Annotated in this window: 16 protein-coding genes; all 16 read left to right on the forward strand. The window is 54.2% G+C overall.

Going from position 1 to position 19100, the window contains the following annotated elements; all coding sequences use genetic code 11:
- The first annotated feature begins 14 nt into the window (after nucleotides 1–14).
- The 16 genes from mtnA to AC07XF_RS07320 all read left to right on the forward strand — a co-directional run bounded on the left by mtnA (nucleotide 15) and on the right by AC07XF_RS07320 (nucleotide 19099).
- Nucleotides 15–1091: an S-methyl-5-thioribose-1-phosphate isomerase gene (mtnA, locus tag AC07XF_RS07245; protein ID WP_495025970.1), complete on the forward strand. Its 1077-nt coding sequence runs from the start codon at nucleotides 15–17 to the stop codon at nucleotides 1089–1091.
- Between the two features lie 425 nt (nucleotides 1092–1516).
- A complete protein-coding gene (gene gyrA, locus AC07XF_RS07250; RefSeq protein WP_007999927.1) occupies nucleotides 1517–4171 on the forward strand; it encodes a DNA gyrase subunit A in 2655 nt (884 codons plus the stop codon).
- Nucleotides 4172–4402: 231 nt separating this feature from the next.
- The gene (gene serC, locus AC07XF_RS07255; RefSeq protein WP_495025971.1) at nucleotides 4403–5488 is read left to right on the forward strand and encodes a 3-phosphoserine/phosphohydroxythreonine transaminase; all 1086 of its coding nucleotides are present in this window, start codon (nucleotides 4403–4405) and stop codon (nucleotides 5486–5488) included.
- A complete protein-coding gene (gene pheA, locus AC07XF_RS07260) occupies nucleotides 5488–6582 on the forward strand; it encodes a prephenate dehydratase (RefSeq protein ID WP_007939916.1) in 1095 nt (364 codons plus the stop codon). The genes serC and pheA overlap by 1 nt, the downstream gene beginning before the upstream one ends.
- A gap of 13 nt (nucleotides 6583–6595) precedes the next feature.
- Nucleotides 6596–7708 carry a histidinol-phosphate transaminase gene (hisC, locus tag AC07XF_RS07265; RefSeq protein ID WP_007985389.1) on the forward strand — a complete coding sequence of 371 codons (1113 nt, stop codon included), beginning with the start codon at nucleotides 6596–6598 and terminating at the stop codon, nucleotides 7706–7708.
- A gap of 28 nt (nucleotides 7709–7736) precedes the next feature.
- Nucleotides 7737–9944 carry a bifunctional prephenate dehydrogenase/3-phosphoshikimate 1-carboxyvinyltransferase gene (locus tag AC07XF_RS07270; RefSeq protein ID WP_495026028.1) on the forward strand — a complete coding sequence of 736 codons (2208 nt, stop codon included), beginning with the start codon at nucleotides 7737–7739 and terminating at the stop codon, nucleotides 9942–9944.
- Nucleotides 9941–10630, forward strand: a complete 690-nt coding sequence (gene cmk / locus AC07XF_RS07275; protein ID WP_007985391.1) for a (d)CMP kinase — start codon at nucleotides 9941–9943, stop codon at nucleotides 10628–10630. The genes AC07XF_RS07270 and cmk overlap by 4 nt, the downstream gene beginning before the upstream one ends.
- A gap of 120 nt (nucleotides 10631–10750) precedes the next feature.
- Nucleotides 10751–12442, forward strand: coding sequence for a 30S ribosomal protein S1 (gene rpsA, locus AC07XF_RS07280; RefSeq protein WP_007973639.1), 1692 nt, complete (start codon nucleotides 10751–10753; stop codon nucleotides 12440–12442).
- Nucleotides 12443–12652: 210 nt separating this feature from the next.
- Entirely contained in the window at nucleotides 12653–12934 is a 282-nt protein-coding gene (locus tag AC07XF_RS07285) for a hypothetical protein (RefSeq protein WP_495025972.1), read from the forward strand.
- Between the two features lie 151 nt (nucleotides 12935–13085).
- Entirely contained in the window at nucleotides 13086–13382 is a 297-nt protein-coding gene (ihfB, locus tag AC07XF_RS07290) for an integration host factor subunit beta (RefSeq protein WP_085717207.1), read from the forward strand.
- A 24-nt stretch (nucleotides 13383–13406) separates the two neighbouring features.
- Entirely contained in the window at nucleotides 13407–13643 is a 237-nt protein-coding gene (locus AC07XF_RS07295) for a lipopolysaccharide assembly protein LapA domain-containing protein (RefSeq protein WP_429491430.1), read from the forward strand.
- 61 nt (nucleotides 13644–13704) lie between these two features.
- On the forward strand, nucleotides 13705–14754 hold the full coding sequence (locus tag AC07XF_RS07300) for an LPS O-antigen chain length determinant protein WzzB (protein WP_495025973.1): 1050 nt from the start codon (nucleotides 13705–13707) through the stop codon (nucleotides 14752–14754).
- Nucleotides 14755–15006: 252 nt separating this feature from the next.
- A complete protein-coding gene (locus tag AC07XF_RS07305) occupies nucleotides 15007–15579 on the forward strand; it encodes an acyltransferase (RefSeq protein WP_495025974.1) in 573 nt (190 codons plus the stop codon).
- The gene (gene rffA, locus AC07XF_RS07310; RefSeq protein ID WP_495025975.1) at nucleotides 15566–16708 is read left to right on the forward strand and encodes a dTDP-4-amino-4,6-dideoxygalactose transaminase; all 1143 of its coding nucleotides are present in this window, start codon (nucleotides 15566–15568) and stop codon (nucleotides 16706–16708) included. The genes AC07XF_RS07305 and rffA overlap by 14 nt, the downstream gene beginning before the upstream one ends.
- The gene (locus AC07XF_RS07315) at nucleotides 16698–17981 is read left to right on the forward strand and encodes an O-antigen translocase (protein ID WP_495025976.1); all 1284 of its coding nucleotides are present in this window, start codon (nucleotides 16698–16700) and stop codon (nucleotides 17979–17981) included. The genes rffA and AC07XF_RS07315 overlap by 11 nt, the downstream gene beginning before the upstream one ends.
- Nucleotides 17981–19099: an EpsG family protein gene (locus tag AC07XF_RS07320; RefSeq protein WP_495025977.1), complete on the forward strand. Its 1119-nt coding sequence runs from the start codon at nucleotides 17981–17983 to the stop codon at nucleotides 19097–19099. Before AC07XF_RS07315 ends, AC07XF_RS07320 begins: the two co-directional genes overlap by 1 nt.
- Nucleotide 19100 lies beyond the last annotated feature (1 nt).

A 19100-nucleotide genomic window follows, 5' to 3' on the forward strand; every position in this document is an offset into this window, starting at 1 on the left:
GTGCGGGGTTTGGGATGCGCGATCGACTGTTGGCTGCGGAAAAGGTAAAGGCCATCGATTGGCGTGATGGCGCTCTCCATCTGCTGGATCAGCGTATTTTGCCGTTCGAGGAAAACTGGATCGCCTACACCAGCGCCGCTGGCGTGGCCGAGGCCATTCGTTCGATGGTGGTGCGCGGAGCCCCGGCGATTGGTATCAGTGCCGCCTATGGCATTGTGTTGGCGGCGCGCGCCCGGATTGCCGAAGGTGGCGACTGGTACGCAGCGCTGGAAGAGGATTTTGCGCTGCTGGCCGATTCCCGTCCTACCGCCGTTAACCTGTTCTGGGCACTGGGCCGCATGCACGACCGGCTTGATCGTCTGAAAGACAATGCCGATCCGCTGGCGTTGCTGGAGGCCGAGGCCATCGCCATTCATGAAAGTGATCGCGAAGCCAACCTGACCATGGCGCAGCTGGGTGTCGACCTGATCCGCAAGCATCAGGGCAACGCCCAGGCGATCCTGACCCACTGCAACACCGGCGCGCTGGCGACGGGCGGCTTCGGCACGGCGCTGGGGGTGATTCGTGCTGCGTTCATCGAGGGCATGGTCGAGCGGGTGTATGTCGACGAAACCCGTCCATGGCTGCAGGGTTCGCGGCTGACCGCCTGGGAACTGGCCAATGAAGGTATTCCCGTAACCCTCAATGTCGATTCCGCCGCGGCGCATATCATGAAGACCAAAGGTCCTACCTGGGTCATCGTCGGCGCTGACCGGATCACTGCCAATGGCGACGTGGCCAACAAAATCGGTACCTATCAACTGGCCGTCAACGCCATGCACCACGGCGTGCGCTTCATGGTGGTGGCGCCCAGTTCGACCATCGACATGCATCTGGCCAGCGGTGATGACATTCCGATTGAAGAGCGTGACGGCCGGGAGTTGCTGGATGTCGGCGGCAAGCGCGTCGGGGCCGATGTCGATGCCTTTAACCCGGTGTTCGACGTGACCCCGGCGGACCTGATCGATGTGATCGTTACCGAAAAAGGCATCGTCGAACGCCCGGATACGGCAAAAATGGCGCAGTTGATGTGCCGTAAACGTCTGCATTGATTACTCTGGCGTCTGTGAAGTCTCCTTCGCGGGCAAGCCCGCTCCCACAGTGTTTTAGGGTGTACACAAAATCTGTGGGAGAGGGCTTGCTCGCGAAGAGGCCCTTAAAGCCAGCAAATCAACCCGAATCAGCCACAAATTCTCCATTCAACACAGCTCTAAGCCCCTCTCGTCCCCTTCAAGCCTGTCACCGGTCAACTAACTACTCTCCATGCGCATCTAGGGGATAGGTGCGTGGCGGCTCTTGTGATAACATCCGGCGGTTTCCAGAGTTGCCCTACGGGGTGACCTTTACTGCGCAGATCCATGGCATAACTCGTTGATTTGTCGTAAGTCGGTGCATGGCACTCAGCCTGTATCGGCGAGCTTCGTTGGTCCCATATGGATGTGACGAAGTTTCACCAGAAAAAGGAATCAGGCTTCTCATGGGCGAACTGGCCAAAGAAATCCTCCCGGTCAATATCGAAGACGAGCTGAAGCAGTCCTACCTCGACTACGCGATGAGCGTAATTGTCGGGCGGGCACTGCCGGATGCGCGCGATGGCTTGAAGCCCGTGCACCGGCGTGTGCTGTTCGCGATGAGCGAGCTGGGCAACGACTTCAACAAGCCGTACAAGAAATCTGCCCGTGTTGTCGGTGACGTGATCGGTAAGTACCACCCGCACGGTGATACCGCGGTGTACGACACCATCGTTCGGATGGCGCAGCCATTCTCCCTGCGCTACCTGCTGGTAGACGGTCAGGGTAACTTCGGTTCGGTGGACGGCGACAACGCCGCGGCCATGCGATACACCGAAGTGCGCATGACCAAGCTGGCGCACGAGCTGCTGGCTGACCTGCACAAAGAAACCGTGGACTGGGTGCCGAACTACGACGGCACCGAAATGATCCCGGCGGTCATGCCGACCCGTATTCCCAACCTGTTGGTCAACGGCTCCAGCGGTATCGCCGTGGGCATGGCGACCAACATTCCGCCGCACAACCTCGGTGAAGTCATCGACGGTTGCCTGGCGCTCATCGACAATCCCGAGCTGACCGTCGATGAACTGATGCAATACATCCCTGGTCCGGACTTCCCGACCGCCGCGATCATCAACGGTCGCGCCGGCATCATCGAAGCCTACCGCACCGGTCGTGGCCGCATTTACATGCGCGCCCGCTCGATGATCGAAGACATCGACAAGGTCGGTGGCCGTCAGCAGATCGTCATCACCGAACTCCCATACCAGCTGAACAAGGCGCGACTGATCGAGAAGATCGCCGAGCTGGTCAAAGAGAAGAAGCTTGAAGGCATCACCGAGCTGCGTGACGAGTCTGACAAGGACGGTATGCGCGTCGTGATCGAACTGCGTCGCGGCGAAGTGCCTGAGGTGATCCTCAACAACCTCTACGCCCAGACCCAGCTGCAAGCGGTGTTCGGTATCAACATCGTCGCGCTGATCGACGGCCGTCCACGGATCCTGAACCTCAAGGACCTGCTGGAAGCCTTCGTCCGTCACCGTCGCGAAGTGGTTACCCGTCGTACCGTTTTCGAACTGCGCAAGGCGCGCGAGCGTGGCCACATCCTTGAGGGTCAAGCGGTTGCCCTGTCGAACATCGACCCGGTCATCGCCCTGATCAAGGCGTCGCCAACGCCGTCGGAAGCCAAGGAAGCGCTGGTCAGCACCCCTTGGGAATCCTCGGCTGTGGTGGCGATGGTTGAACGTGCCGGCGCCGATTCGTGCCGTCCGGAAAACCTCGATCCGCAATACGGTCTGCGCGACGGCAAGTACTTCCTGTCGCCAGAACAGGCGCAAGCCATTCTGGAACTGCGTCTGCACCGCCTGACCGGTCTGGAACACGAAAAACTGCTGGCCGAGTATCAAGAGATCCTCAACCAGATCGGCGAGCTGATCCGCATCCTCAACAGCGCCACGCGCCTGATGGAAGTGATCCGCGAAGAGCTGGAAGTGATTCGCGCGGAATACGGCGACGTACGTCGCACCGAGATTCTCGATGCCCGTCTCGACCTGACCCTGGGTGACATGATCCCGGAAGAAGAGCGCGTCGTGACCATTTCCCACGGTGGCTATGCCAAGACCCAGCCGCTGGCTGCGTACCAGGCCCAGCGTCGTGGCGGTAAAGGCAAGTCGGCAACCGGCGTCAAGGATGAGGACTACATCGCTCACCTGCTGGTTGCCAACAGCCACACCACGCTGCTGCTGTTCTCCAGCAAGGGCAAGGTGTACTGGCTGAAAACCTACGAAATCCCTGAAGCGTCCCGCGCGGCCCGTGGTCGTCCGCTGGTCAACCTGCTGCCGCTGGATGATGGTGAATACATCACCACCATGCTGCCGGTCGAGGAATACACCGAAGGTCACTACATCTTCATGGCTACCGCCAACGGCACCGTGAAAAAGACCCCGCTGGAATCCTTCAGCCGTCAACGCAGCGTCGGCCTGATCGCGCTGGAGCTGGACGAAGGCGACGTGCTGATTTCCGCAGCCATCACCGATGGCGAGCGTGAAGTGATGCTGTTCTCCGATGGCGGCAAGGTCACCCGCTTCAAGGAATCCGACGTTCGCGCCATGGGCCGTACCGCCCGCGGTGTGCGCGGCATGCGTCTGCCGGAAGGCCAGAAGCTGATTTCCATGCTGATCCCTGAAGAAGGCAGCCAGATCCTCACCGCTTCCGAGCGTGGTTTCGGCAAGCGCACGGCGATCACCGAGTTCCCTGAGTACAAGCGTGGCGGTCAAGGCGTTATCGCCATGGTCAGCAACGAGCGTAACGGCCGTCTGGTCGGTGCGGTTCAGGTGCTTGATGGCGAGGAAATCATGCTGATTTCCGACCAGGGCACCCTGGTGCGCACCCGTGTCGACGAAGTATCCAGCCTGGGCCGTAACACCCAGGGCGTGACCCTGATCAAACTGGCCAACGATGAAACGCTGGTCGGGCTGGAGCGGGTTCAGGAGCCGTCGGAAGTCGAGGGTGAAGAGCTCGAAGGTGAAGAGGGTGACGGGTTTGTCGGTGAGGTCGTGATCGACGACGTTGCCGAAGACCAGCAACTCGACGCCGCCGCTGACGAAGAACCACAGGAATAAGCGGGTAAGCAGGGGGCGGATGAAAATTCGCCCCCTTGTTGTTTGTCCGTAATGAAATATCGACACCCACGAAGATCCAGTGTGGGAGCGGGCTTGCTCGCGAAGACGGACTGACATCCAATAAAGATGTCGCCAGTCCAATCGCTTTCGCGAGCAAGCCCGCTCCCACATTAGATTGGTGTCGGCTGATGATTTACTGCGTGATACCACCAAATCAGAGCGAGATTGGATGTGAGCAAGAGAGCCTATAACTTCTGTGCCGGTCCTGCGGCGCTTCCCGAAGCTGTCCTGCAGCGCGCCCAGGGTGAACTCCTCGACTGGCACGGCAAGGGTCTGTCGGTCATGGAAATGAGCCATCGCAGCGATGAGTTCGTGTCCATTGCCACCAAGGCCGAGCAGGATCTGCGTGATCTGCTGAATATCCCCTCGAACTATAAAGTGCTGTTCCTGCAAGGTGGCGCCAGCCAGCAATTTGCTCAGATTCCTCTGAATCTGTTGCCGGAAAACGGCTCGGCCGACTATATCGACACCGGTATCTGGTCGCAGAAGGCCATTGAAGAAGCGTCACGCTTCGGCCACGTCAACGTTGCCGCGACCGCCAAGCCTTACGATTATTTCGCCATTCCCGGCCAGAACGAATGGAAGCTGTCGAAAGACGCGGCCTACGTCCACTACGCACCGAACGAAACCATCGGCGGCCTGGAATTCCAGTGGATTCCCGAGACCGGTGACGTTCCGCTGGTGGCTGACATGTCCTCCGACATCCTGTCGCGCCCGGTGGATGTTTCGCGTTTCGGCATGATCTACGCCGGCGCGCAGAAAAACATCGGCCCGAGCGGCATTGTGGTCAACATCGTTCGCGAAGACCTGCTGGGCAACGCCCGCTCCATTTGCCCGACTATGCTCAATTACAAGGTCGCGGCCGACAACGGCTCGATGTACAACACGCCGCCAACCCTGGCGTGGTACTTGTCCGGCCTGGTGTTCGAGTGGCTGAAAGAGCAGGGCGGTGTCGAGGCCATTGGCAAGCTCAACGAAGTCAAGCAGCGCACGTTGTATGGCTTCATCGATGCCAGCGGCCTGTACAGCAACCCGATCAACAAGTCGGACCGCTCGTGGATGAACGTGCCGTTCCGCCTGGCAGATGATCGTCTGGACAAGCCGTTCCTGGCCGGTGCCGACGAGCGCGGCCTGTTGAACCTCAAGGGTCACCGCTCCGTGGGCGGCATGCGCGCCTCCATCTATAACGCCGTCGACATCAACGCCGTCAACGCGCTGGTTTCGTACATGGCAGAGTTCGAGAAGGAACACGGCTAATGTCTGAGCAAGAACTCAAGGCACTGCGCCTGCGCATTGATGCCCTGGACGAAAAGGTCCTGGAGCTGATCAGTGAGCGTGCGCGCTGCGCCCAGGAAGTCGCGCGAGTAAAGATGGCCTCGCTGGCCGAAGGCGAAGTGCCGGTGTTCTATCGTCCTGAGCGTGAAGCTCAGGTGCTCAAGCGTGTCATGGAGCGCAACCAGGGGCCGCTGGGTAACGAAGAGATGGCGCGGTTGTTCCGCGAAATCATGTCTTCCTGCCTGGCACTCGAGCAGCCGCTGAAAGTGGCTTATCTCGGTCCTGAAGGCACCTTCACCCAGGCGGCGGCCATGAAGCACTTCGGCCACGCCGTGATCAGCAAGCCGATGGCGGCGATCGACGAAGTGTTCCGTGAAGTGGCGGCAGGTGCGGTGAATTTTGGCGTGGTGCCGGTGGAAAACTCTACCGAGGGCGCGGTCAACCACACACTCGACAGCTTCCTCGAACACGACATGGTGATCTGCGGCGAAGTCGAGCTGCGTATCCACCATCACCTGTTGGTCGGTGAAAACACCAAGACCGACAGCATCAGCCGCATTTATTCCCACGCCCAATCACTGGCCCAGTGCCGCAAGTGGCTGGACGCCCATTACCCGAATGTCGAGCGCGTGGCGGTGTCCAGCAACGCCGAAGCAGCCAAGCGGGTCAAGGGCGAGTGGAACTCGGCGGCGATTGCCGGCGACATGGCCGCTGGCCTGTACGGGCTGACCCGATTGGCCGAGAAGATCGAGGACCGCCCGGACAACTCCACGCGCTTCCTCATGATCGGCAATCAGGAAGTACCGCCGACCGGCGACGACAAGACATCCATCATCGTCTCGATGAGCAACAAGCCGGGTGCGCTTCATGAGTTGCTGGTGCCGTTCCACGACAATGGCATCGACCTGACGCGAATCGAGACTCGTCCGTCGCGCAGCGGTAAATGGACCTACGTGTTCTTCATCGATTTCGTCGGCCATCATCGCGACCCGCTGGTCAAAGGGGTGCTGGAAAAGATCAGTCAGGAAGCAGTGGCACTCAAAGTGCTGGGTTCCTACCCGAAAGCAGTTCTCTAAGGGGCGGTAGCAAATGAGTGGCAATTTCCTCGCTCTGGCACAGCCGGGCGTGCAACAACTTTCGCCTTATGTTCCGGGCAAGCCCGTGGACGAACTGGCTCGTGAGCTGGATCTCGATCCAGCCAGCATCGTCAAACTGGCGAGCAACGAAAACCCGCTGGGCCCCGGCCCCAAGGCGCTGGCGGCCATCCGCGAGGCGCTGGCCGAGCTGACCCGCTATCCGGACGGCAACGGTTTTGCGCTCAAGACCCTGCTGGCCGAGCAGTGCCGCGTAGAGCTGAATCAAGTGACGCTGGGCAATGGCTCCAACGACATTCTTGAGCTGGTGGCGCGCGCCTATCTGGCGCCTGGCCTGAATGCTGTGTTCAGCGAGCATGCGTTCGCGGTCTACCCGATTGCCACTCAGGCAGTCGGCGCACAGGCCAAGGTGGTTCCGGCCAAGGATTGGGGGCATGACCTGCCTGCAATGCTGGCAGCCATCGATGCCAATACCCGCGTGGTCTTCATCGCCAACCCGAACAACCCGACCGGTACCTGGTTCGACGCCGAGGCGCTGGACGAATTCCTGCAGGATGTTCCGGAGCATGTACTGGTCGTACTGGACGAGGCCTATATCGAGTACGCCGAAGGCAGCGATCTGCCGGATGGCCTGGACTTCCTGGCGGCTTATCCGAACCTGCTGGTTTCCCGCACTTTCTCCAAGGCCTATGGCCTGGCGGCACTGCGCGTGGGTTATGGCTTGTCCACGGCGGTGGTCGCGGACGTGCTGAACCGTGTGCGCCAGCCGTTCAACGTCAACAGCCTGGCCCTGGCCGCAGCTTGTGCGGCGTTGAAGGACGAAGAGTATCTGGCGCAAAGCCGCCAGTTGAACGAGTCCGGCATGCAGCAACTGGAAGCCGGTTTCCGTGAGCTGGGGTTGAGCTGGATTGCGTCCAAAGGCAATTTCATTTGCGTCGATCTCGGTCAAGTCGCGGCCCCGGTGTTCCAGGGCCTGCTTCGTGAAGGCGTGATCGTGCGTCCGGTGGCCAATTACGGCATGCCGAATCATCTGCGCATCACCATTGGCTTGCCGGCAGAGAACAGTCGCTTCCTTGAAGCGCTGACCAAGGTTCTGGCTCGTGGTTGATGTCACTGCGCTGCAATCTGCTGAACCTATGATCGGTCGCCTGGTGGTGGTCGGTCTTGGGTTGATCGGCGGTTCGTTTGCCAAGGGTTTGCGTGAAAGCGGTATGTGCCGCGAAGTGGTCGGGGTCGATCTCGATCCGCAATCGCGCAAACTCGCGGTCGAGTTGGGTGTGGTGGATCGCTGCGAGGAAGACCTGGGCGTTGCTTGTCAGGGCGCCGACGTCATTCAGTTGGCGGTGCCGATCCTGGCCATGGAGAAAGTGCTCGCGCGTCTGGCCGGCATGGATCTGGGGCAAGCGATTCTGACCGATGTCGGCAGTGCCAAGGGTAATGTGGTGCGTGCGGCCACCGAAGCATTTGGCAGTATGCCGTCGTGCTTCGTGCCGGGGCACCCGATTGCCGGTTCCGAGCAAAGCGGGGTGGAGGCCTCCAATGCCGATCTGTTCCGCCGCCACAAAGTGATCCTCACGCCGCTGGCGCAAACCGATCCGTCAGCCCTGGCGGTAGTCGATCGCCTGTGGCGCGAGTTGGGTGCCGATGTCGAACACATGCAGGTCGAGCGTCACGACGAAGTGCTGGCCGCGACCAGCCATCTGCCGCACTTGCTGGCATTCGGCCTGGTCGATTCGTTGGCCAAGCGCAATGAAAATCTTGAGATCTTCCGTTACGCTGCGGGCGGTTTCCGCGATTTCACGAGAATCGCCGGGAGCGACCCGGTCATGTGGCACGACATCTTCCTCGCCAACCGCGAAGCTGTCCTGCGCACACTCGATACATTTCGCAGCGATCTCGACGCCTTGCGCGACGCGGTCGATGCAGGGGATGGGCACCAGTTGTTGGGCGTTTTCACTCGCGCCCGGGTTGCCCGCGAGCATTTCAGTAAAATCCTGGCCCGCAGGGCCTATGTGGACGCTATGAATTCCAACGATCTGATTTTCCTGGCTCAACCTGGTGGCCGCCTGTCCGGTCGGATTCGCGTACCAGGTGACAAATCGATTTCACACCGCTCGATCATGCTCGGCTCCTTGGCCGAAGGCGTCACCGAAGTCGAAGGCTTCCTTGAGGGCGAAGATGCCCTGGCGACCTTGCAGGCATTCCGTGACATGGGCGTGGTCATTGAAGGCCCGCATCATGGTCGCGTGACCATTCATGGTGTCGGCCTGCATGGCTTGAAGCCTGCGCCGGGCCCGATCTATCTGGGTAACTCCGGTACCTCGATGCGCCTGCTGTCCGGCCTGCTGGCCGCACAGAACTTCGACAGCACCCTGACCGGCGACGCTTCGCTGTCCAAGCGCCCGATGAATCGCGTGGCCAATCCACTGCGTGAAATGGGCGCCGTGATCGAAACCGCCGCTGAAGGTCGTCCACCGATGATCATCCGTGGTGGCCATAAGCTCAAGGGCCTGACCTACACCATGCCGATGGCCAGTGCCCAGGTTAAATCCTGCCTGCTGCTGGCCGGTCTGTATGCCGAAGGCAAGACCACCGTAACCGAGCCGGCTCCTACCCGCGACCATACCGAGCGCATGCTCCGCGGCTTCGGCTACCCGGTAACGGTCAACGGTGCGACCGCGTCGGTCGAGTCCGGCAGCAAGCTGACCGCGACCCACATTGAAGTGCCGGGTGATATCTCGTCCTCGGCGTTCTTCCTGGTGGCGGCATCGATCGCTGAGGGTTCGGAGCTGGTGCTGGAGCACGTCGGTATCAACCCGACCCGTACCGGTGTGATCGACATCCTGCGTCTGATGGGCGCCGACATCACCCTGGAAAACCAGCGTGAAGTGGGTGGCGAGCCAGTAGCAGACTTGCGCGTACGTGCAGCTAAACTCAAAGGTATCGAGATTCCCGAGGCGCTGGTTCCACTGGCCATCGACGAATTCCCGGTGCTGTTCGTGGCTGCCGCATGCGCCGAAGGGCGCACCGTGTTGCGTGGTGCCGAAGAGCTGCGGGTCAAGGAGTCGGATCGTATCCAGGTCATGGCGGACGGCTTGCTGGCGCTGGGCGTCAAGTGCGAGCCAACCCCGGATGGCATCATCATCGACGGCGGCCAGATCGGCGGCGGTGAAGTGCATGGTCACGGCGATCACCGTATTGCCATGGCATTCAGCGTTGCTTCGCTGCGCGCCAGTGCACCGATCCGCATTCATGATTGCGCCAACGTCGCGACGTCGTTCCCGAACTTCCTGGCGCTGTGCGCACAGGTCGGTATTCGCGTGGCGCAAGAGGCACAGTCGTGATCAACATTGCACCGGTTATCACCATCGATGGGCCAAGCGGCTCGGGCAAGGGCACGGTAGCCGGGATTCTGGCCAAGCGCCTGGGCTGGAACCTGCTGGATTCCGGTGCGTTGTACCGATTATTGGCCTTCGCCGCGCATAACCATGGTGTCGACCTGACCAATGAAGAGCTGCTGAAAAAACTCGCCGCTCATCTGGATGTGCAATTCATCGCAGCGACGGACGGTCAGTTGCAACGCATCATTCTGGAGGGTGACGAAGTCAGCGATGTCATTCGCACCGAAAGCGTCGGTTCCGGTGCTTCCCAGGTGGCTGCGCTGCCCGCTGTACGCGAGGCGCTGCTGCAGCGCCAGCGTGCTTTTCAGGAAGCGCCGGGTCTTGTGGCGGATGGTCGCGACATGGGCACCGTGGTTTTTCCTGACGCGCCGCTGAAGATTTTTCTGACCGCCAGTGCCGAGGAGCGGGCACGTCGTCGATATTTGCAGTTGAAGGGCAAAGTCGAGGGTGTTAGTCTGTCGAGTCTGCTAGATGAGATACGTGCGCGCGATGAGCGTGACACCCAGCGAGCGGTAGCCCCGCTCAAACCGGCGGCTGACGCCATACAGCTGGATTCCACGGAATTGTCCATCGACCAGGTGCTGGAACGCATCATGAGCGAGATCGCCATTCGCGATATCGCCGGGTGACCAAGAAGGCCGCAGGGGACCAGTCATAGTCCTGCGGTGGCTTCTTTTAAATGAAACTAACCCACACCGTCTGGGGTGTGGAGATGGGCGTATTCTTCGCCCTCATCAACAGGAATTAAAATGAGCGAAAGCTTTGCGGAACTCTTTGAAGAAAGCCTAAAAACCCTGAACCTTCAGGCAGGCTCCATCATCACCGGTGTTATCGTTGATATCGATTACCAGGCTCGCTGGGTAACCGTTCACGCTGGCCTGAAGTCTGAAGCACTCATCCCGCTTGAGCAGTTCTACAACGACGCTGGCGAACTGAACATCAACGTCGGTGACGAAGTTCACGTTGCTCTGGACTCGGTTGAAGACGGCTTTGGTGAAACCAAGCTGTCCCGTGAAAAAGCCAAGCGCGCTGAATGCTGGATTGTTCTGGAAGCAGCCTTCGCAGCCGAAGAAGTGGTCAAGGGCGTTATCAACGGTAAGGTTAAAGGCGGCTTCACTGTCGACGTTAACGGCATCCGTGCGTTCCTGCCAGGTTCTCTGGTTGACGTCCGTCCAGTGCGCGACACCACGCACCTGGAAGGCAAAGAGCTGGAATTCAAGGTCATCAAGCTGGACCAGAAGCGCAACAACGTTGTCGTTTCCCGTCGCAGCGTCCTGGAAGCCGAGAACTCCGCCGAGCGCGAAGCTCTGCTGGAATCCCTGCAGGAAGGCCAACAAGTCAAAGGTATCGTCAAGAACCTCACCGATTACGGCGCATTCGTCGATCTGGGTGGCGTCGATGGCCTGCTGCACATTACCGACATGGCTTGGAAGCGTATCAAGCATCCTTCCGAAATCGTCAACGTTGGCGACGAGATCGATGTCAAGGTTCTGAAGTACGATCGCGAGCGCAATCGTGTTTCCCTGGGCCTGAAGCAACTGGGCGAAGATCCATGGGTTGCTATCAAAGCCCGTTACCCAGAAAGCACTCGCGTTACCGCTCGTGTAACCAACCTGACCGACTACGGCTGCTTCGCTGAGCTGGAAGAAGGCGTTGAAGGTCTGGTACACGTTTCCGAAATGGACTGGACCAACAAGAACATCCACCCTTCGAAAGTCGTACAAGTCGGCGACGAAGTGGAAGTTATGGTTCTGGACATCGACGAAGAGCGTCGTCGTATCTCCCTGGGCATCAAGCAGTGCAAATCTAACCCATGGGAAGATTTCTCTGGCCAGTTCAACAAGGGCGATAAAATCTCCGGCACCATCAAGTCGATCACCGATTTCGGTATCTTCATTGGTCTGGACGGCGGCATCGACGGCCTGGTTCACCTGTCCGACATCTCCTGGAACGAAGTGGGCGAAGAAGCCGTACGCCGCTTCAAGAAGGGCGACGAGCTGGACACCGTTATCCTGTCGGTTGACCCAGAGCGCGAGCGCATCTCCCTGGGTATCAAGCAACTGGAAAGCGATCCGTTCTCCGAGTACGTTCAAGAGAACGACAAAGGCGCCATCGTTAAAGGCATCGTGAAGGAAGTTGACGCTAAAGGCGCCATCATCACTCTGGCCGACGATATCGAAGCAACTCTGAAAGCCTCCGAAATCAGCCGTGACCGCGTTGAAGATGCGCGCAACGTTCTGAAAGAAGGCGAAGAAGTAGAAGCCAAGATCATCAGCGTTGACCGCAAGAGCCGTGTAATCCAGCTCTCGATCAAGTCGAAAGACGTTGAAGACGAGAAAGAAGCAATCCAGAGCCTGCGCGACAAGCCAGTAGCTACTGATGCTCCTGTGGCCACCACTCTGGGTGACCTGCTGCGTGCACAAATGGAAAAACAGAACTGAGTTCTGACTTTCTGTAAAAAAGGGCGACTTCGGTCGCCCTTTTTTGTGCCTGGAATTTGGTGGGCCGCAGTCGGCTTTACCAGCTTGAGTCGTGAACCAAAAATGCCGAAAAATTGTCTGATTGTTTAATCGGATCAAACGCTTATTAACAGCTAGTCTTTAGCCTGAGACAAATGATCGTCCGGTATGCTTTCTGGCAAAAGGAAGTGAATGAACAAGCTCATTGTCGCAGTAGCAGTTCTGGCGTTAGCGGGTTGTACCACCAACGCCAAAACTCACGTAGTGCATGGGGTTAGCGGTATTGAGGTCGATTGTTCCGGGCTCGGTTCGAAATGGGAAAAGTGTTACAAGCGCGCGGCTAAGGAGTGCAAGGGGCTGGGCTACAAAATTTTGGCGAGGTCTGATGATGTCAAGGAAGAGGAGGAGAGTTTTCCCTTTGGATTCAACCCGGCAGGCTTCCTGACGCGCACTATGTTGGTGATTTGCCGATGAGACTGGGATTGCTCAGAAGTCTTCCGCCTTCCAGGAATCAAGCATTTTGCGGGTGTGGGATAGATGGCAAAACTCGGGCTGTTCAAAATCGTGCGGGCGTGCTAAAACCTTTGAAGCGCTGACCTAGCTGCTTGAAAAAGAAGGGAAAAATATGACGAAGTCGGAGTTGATCGAACGAATTGTCACCCATCAAGGGCTGCTCTCATCCAAGGATGTGGAGCTGGCCATCAAGACCATGCTTGAGCAAATGTCCCAGTGTCTGGCTACCGGGGATCGTATCGAGATCCGGGGGTTTGGCAGCTTCTCTCTGCACTACCGCGCGCCACGGGTCGGCCGTAACCCGAAAACCGGCCAGTCTGTCAGCCTCGACGGCAAATTCGTTCCGCATTTCAAACCAGGTAAAGAGTTGAGGGATCGGGTGAATGAGGATGAGGATGCTGAGCTGTAATCAGAATTAGCGAGAAGGTTTTCGATGAGTAATTTCAGGCGAATAATTTTTTTTGTAATCGCACTGCTGATTGTATTTGCGACAGTCATCTTTGTGCTTGAAAATAAGCAACCTGTTTCACTGGTGTTTCTTGGCTGGTCGTCTCCGGAGCTTCCGGTAGCTTTATCGCTGATTTTGGTGTTGCTGATCGGTATGGCAATAGGGCCTCTTCTAGCTTTTATTTTTGCGCAAAAGAAGAAAAAGGATCCTAGGATTAGTTAAAATACGAGCTTGGAACATGAAACGCAACATCATAAATGCATACTAGAAAAGGCTGGCCAGAATGACGAATGACCCATCGACCAAGCCCGGGTCGGATGAGATAGATTTTTTTGAGTTGATGAGATCCCTTTGGGCTCAAAAAGTAATGATACTGTGCACTACTTTGGTTGTTGCTTTGGGTGTAACAGTTTATGCGTTTGTCAGTAAGCCAGTTTATGAAGCTCGTGTATATTTGCTGCCACCAACTTTGAATGGGATCGCCGATTTTAACTATGGTCGAACCAAAGACTTGGAGCTTACACCTTATACAGTAAAAGATGTGTATGATGTTTTTATTCGCAACTTGCAAAGCGAGGCTTTGCGCCGCGCGTTCTTTCTCGAAGTGTATTTACCATCACTTTCTGAAGCGGATCGAAAAGGTTCGCAGGATTTATTGTATTCAAAGTATTTAAAGAAACTTACTATAGGGTTGCCCTCCAAGGAACAGCCAGATCGATATTCAGTTTCAGTTCAGGATAATGATCCTGCGCGCGCAACCGAGTGGGTGAAAACCTACGCAACAAATGCAGGTATTGTTTCTAAGAGTGAGGTGATCACCAACGTTACGCGGGAAGCAGAAGTTCGCGCTCGTAATATTGGGCAGCAAATCAGTATTTTGCGGCAAACTGAAAATGGGGTACGGAATGATTCGATTAGCCGACTACAAGAAGCGTTGAAGGTTGCGCAATCGATTGGTCTTGAAGAGCCTCCTATCATAGCTGGTAATGTTGCCGCCGAAGTTACTGCAACCATGGATGGCCAGTTGACGTACATGCGAGGCACCAAAGCGCTAAGTGCAGAAATAAAAAATTTGCAGGACAGAAAAAGTAACGATCCCTTCATAAAAAATCTTCGTATGCTTGAAATCAAGAAATTCTTCTATGAAGACCTGCAGATTGATTCCTCAAGCGTTTCTGTTTTTCGGCAAGATGGATCTATAGAGGTACCTGACGAACCTATACATCCAAAGAAAATGCTGTACATAGGGTTGGCTGTGATTGGCGGGTTGCTCCTGGGTCTGCTGACTGGTTTGGTCCGCTACTTGTGGAGTAGGCGTAGAGTGCTTTCTTGAGGTTTCTCTAAGGCAAGTGCTGGATGTTAGGCACTTGCGTTGGTTCTTCGACGGCATTGTGCGAGCTCAGGTTATTGGATGTACAGCCAGTCGGTAGTTTTCGACTGATAGCTACCGGTTGCCAGTACAATCACTCCTCTCGGTTATGAGCAGGAAACGCAGGGCTTAGGTAAGATACCTCAAAGCAAGCTTGTAACCGGTAATGACAGAAATAATAAAATTTAGCACTGCAAATTCAATTGGTACATCAAGATGGCCTATCTAACAGATGAAGAACTCCAAAGATTGGGTTTCAAGAGTCTTGGCAAGCAGGTAAAGATCAGTGACAAGGCGTGTATTTACAATGCGGACAAAATTGAGATAGGTGATTTTTCCAGGATTGACGATTTTTGTGTAATCTCGGGAAGCGTAAAAATTGGTCGATATAATCACATCACGCCAATGTGTCTTGTCGCCGGAGGTATTCCTGGTATCGTCATGGATGATTTTTGTACGTTGGCATATGGCGTAAAAGTCTTCTCGCAATCGGACGATTATAGTGGCGAGACGTTGACCAACTCTCTCGTTCCGAAAAAATTCAAGAACGAGAAATTTTCCGCTGTTCGACTCGGCAAGCATGTCATTGTGGGAGCGGGGACGGTTATTTTTCCGGGTGTTCAGGTATCAGAAGGTTGTTCTATAGGCTCAATGGCACTAGTCACTAGGTCGACTGAGCCATGGGGGATATATGCCGGCGTGCCAGCGAAGCTTATAAAACAGCGTAAAAAAGATCTGCTGAAACTCGAAGTCGAATTTTTAAGTGAGCAAAAAAATGATCCCATTTAATAAGCCGCCATATACTGGCAATGAAGATCAATACGTTCTCCGCGCAATGCGCAGCGGTAAAATGTCTGGCGATGGTGAGTTCACTGCGTTGTGCCATCAATGGTTTGAGAACACATTGGGCTGCGTCAAGGCGCTACTGACGCCTTCTTGTACTCAGGCATTGGAAATGGCTGCAATTCTCATAGATATTCAGCCGGGTGATGAAGTCATCATGCCAAGCTATACCTTTGTTAGTACGGCAAACGCCTTTGTACTTCGAGGGGCGAAAATCGTATTTGTCGACATTCGACCAGATACAATGAACATTGATGAAACCCTGATTGAGAGCGCTATTACATCACGGACCAAGGCTATTGTTCCTGTGCATTATGCTGGTGTCGCTTGCGAGATGGACACAATAATGGACATCGCTGAGCGCAATGGTTTGTTTGTCATAGAGGACGCCGCTCAGGGAATGATGTCTACCTACAAAGGGCGTCAACTGGGATCTATTGGCCACATGGCGGCTTTTAGTTTTCACGAAACAAAAAACTTTACAAGCGGTGGTGAAGGCGGGTTGTTGATAATCAATGATGCTCGCTTTGTTGCTCGCGCAGAAATAATCAGGGAAAAAGGGACGAACCGGAGTCAATTTTTTCGAGGGATGATCGATAAATATACATGGGTGGATGTAGGAAGTAGTTATCTTCCCGGTGAACTACAAGCAGCTTATCTGTATGGCCAGTTAGAAAAGTCTGAGTATATCAATACTGCGCGCCTTGCCTTATGGGGAATGTACGATAAGCATTTTAAAGCTTTTGAAAAAAAGGGAATTATCGATCTTCCAGTAGTGCCGGATGGCTGTGTCGCGAATGCCCATATGTACTATATTAAAGTTAAGGATATTGATGCGCGCACGGCGGTGCTGGGTAAACTAAAAGACCTTGGTATTGGTGCCGTGTTTCATTACATTCCATTGCATTCGGCTCCCGCTGGAAAAAAACTCGGTGTATTTTCAGGTGAGGATAAGTTCACAACCCGAGAAAGTGAACGCCTGATTCGTTTGCCTCTCTGGTTGGGTATGAATGCCGAGGAGGCAAATGAGGTCAAGAGCCAAGTAACTGCAGCGATTATGTCCTGTGGCGCATAACGAATCCAGCGACACGCTTCAGTATCGGAAAGCTGTTTCCAGCGCCATATTGACGACTCTCGCCCAGGCTTCAAAAATAGTGGTCGGCTTTCTGATTCTAAAGTTAATCGCCCTATATTTGGGGCCAGACGGACTAGGAAAGCTTGGCCATTTTATGAGTCTGACTTCGATACTTGCTCTGCTGGCTGGTGGAGGTATCACTCATGGCGTCATAAAATATTCTGCTGAGTATAGAAATGACAAGTTTAATCTCTATAAACTTTTGAGCACAGCTTCAGCTTTTGCATTTGTATTTTCTGTTCTTCTAGCTTTGTTGTTTTTGCTTTTTTCTCGCCCAATATCAGTGTTCATACTTGGGGATGGCAACCTTGCATGGGTGATATCGTTGCTATCACTGTTTCAGTTGATGCTAGCCTTTAATATGCTGTTCTCCTCTGTTGCAAATGGCCTTGCCGATGTTAAGTCGTTCGCAGTTACTCAGATAATTGGAAATTTAATCTCATTACCTTTTGCTTGGTTGTTGATATCAAAGTTTGGATTGTCGGGCGCAGCAATTGCGATTGTATCGATCTTGGCAATGGCGGCAGTTCCAAGCCTTTATTTGTATCTGAGGTCTTCGCTGCGTTTCAGGTTTAGGCGTAGGAAAATAGATTCGCTCCTACTTAAAAAGTTAAGCTGGTTTAGTTTGATGTTGTGCGTGAGTGCCATAGCATTTCCCGTGGTCGAAATTTATATTCGACAAAATCTAATTAGTAATGCCGGCTACACCCAGGCGGGGATTTGGCAAGGTCTAATTAAGCTTTCTAGTGCGTATTTGGGGTTTTTTAGTGTTTTTTTGGCATCCTATTTCATGCCGATGATATCGCGGTGTGATAATAAGAAAGAAATCGAACGACTAACCCATAAATTTATAGTCTTTGTCATGGCCGTTTTCGCAGTCGGAGGCGGGACGCTTTATTTTGGTCGAGAGTTTTTTGTTCCCTTGCTACTTTCTAAGGAGTTTGAGGAGCTAAACAGTTTTCTATTGTACCAGTTGATTGGTGATTTTTTTAAAGCTTCTAACTATGTCATTGGTTTCGTTGCGGTTGCGAGGGCGGCAACCCGTATTTATATTATCTCGGAAGTCTTTCAGGCTGGTCTATTTGTATTTCTAAGCTTCTTGATGGGGCGGTTCATTATTGGCGCCGAAGGTGTCACGGTTGCGTACATGATGTCATATATCATATGCTTTTTTGTTAGTGTTGTTGTATTAAAGTATTGGGTGCGTAGCTGATGTCAATTGAGTTTGTTTGGCCTATTTACGCAGTATTTATATTTTTGACGGTTTCCGGTGGTACGGAAATGTTGATTAGGCAGGGGTGGGTCAAGCAACTTGCAGTTTTTTCATCCGCTATAGTTCTTGTGTTTTTAGCTTCGTTGCGGAGTTTGGGTGTTGGTAGCGATGACGTTGCGTATGCGGAAATGTTCAAGACTGTACCGTTTTTCTTTGGATGTGATGAGTTTTTATGCGGTTACAGTTACTCCCAGCTCAACATAGAACTCGGGTTTTTTACCTTGCTTTCAGTATTGCGCGGTTTTGGTAGCGAGCCATGCGTGCTTTTCAGTGTCGTTGCATTAATCTCTGTAGCGCTGAATGTCAGAGCGATAAAGTTCTTTTCTCCTCATGTCGGCGGTGCCATTCTTGTATATTTCTGCCATTTTTATCTAAATAAAGAGCTAAATGCTATTCGTCTTGGTTTGGCCTCCGCGATTCTATTTTGGGGAGTGACGCTTATTCCTTCACGGAGGATTGGTGCGTTCCTATTTCTGGTGATCTGTGCCGCATTTGTACATGTTTCATCATTGTTGATTCTACTGCCTTTCGCTGTTTATCAGCTTCGACCAAGTCGTACTGTGTATGCAGCGGTCGCGCTTTTTTTTCTGGCTTTTACGGCTTTTTTTGATATACAAACATTTTTTTCATATTTAATTAATTTTGGGTTCATAGGTGAGAAAATAAATTTGTATCTCAATGCGGAGATTTATAATTATCCGTTAGCCTTGTTTAGTGCTGTGAATTTAAAGAATTTGGTTTTTGTGGGGTTGGCTTTAATTTTTTGGCAAAAAATTTCAGATAGATATGAAAATTTTGAGTTGGTGTTTTGCTTCTTTTTTTGCGCAACCTTTATACGGATAACGTTGGGCGACTTTGCAATTGTCGCGGGAAGGAGTTATGCGGCTATTTCGATGTTTGAGTATGTCTTGTTGCCTTTTGTCGTTTTTTCGTTGTTCGGTAAATGGTTGGGCTACGCTTTAATAGTGTTGTATGCAGGGCTGACTTTGTACTTGAATTTGACCGATAATGCTGGTTGGTCAGGTGAAGCAGTTCAGTTTTTTAATTTCAATAATTAGT

It is taken from the genome of Pseudomonas sp. GW821-FHT01C01 (assembly GCF_059422645.1).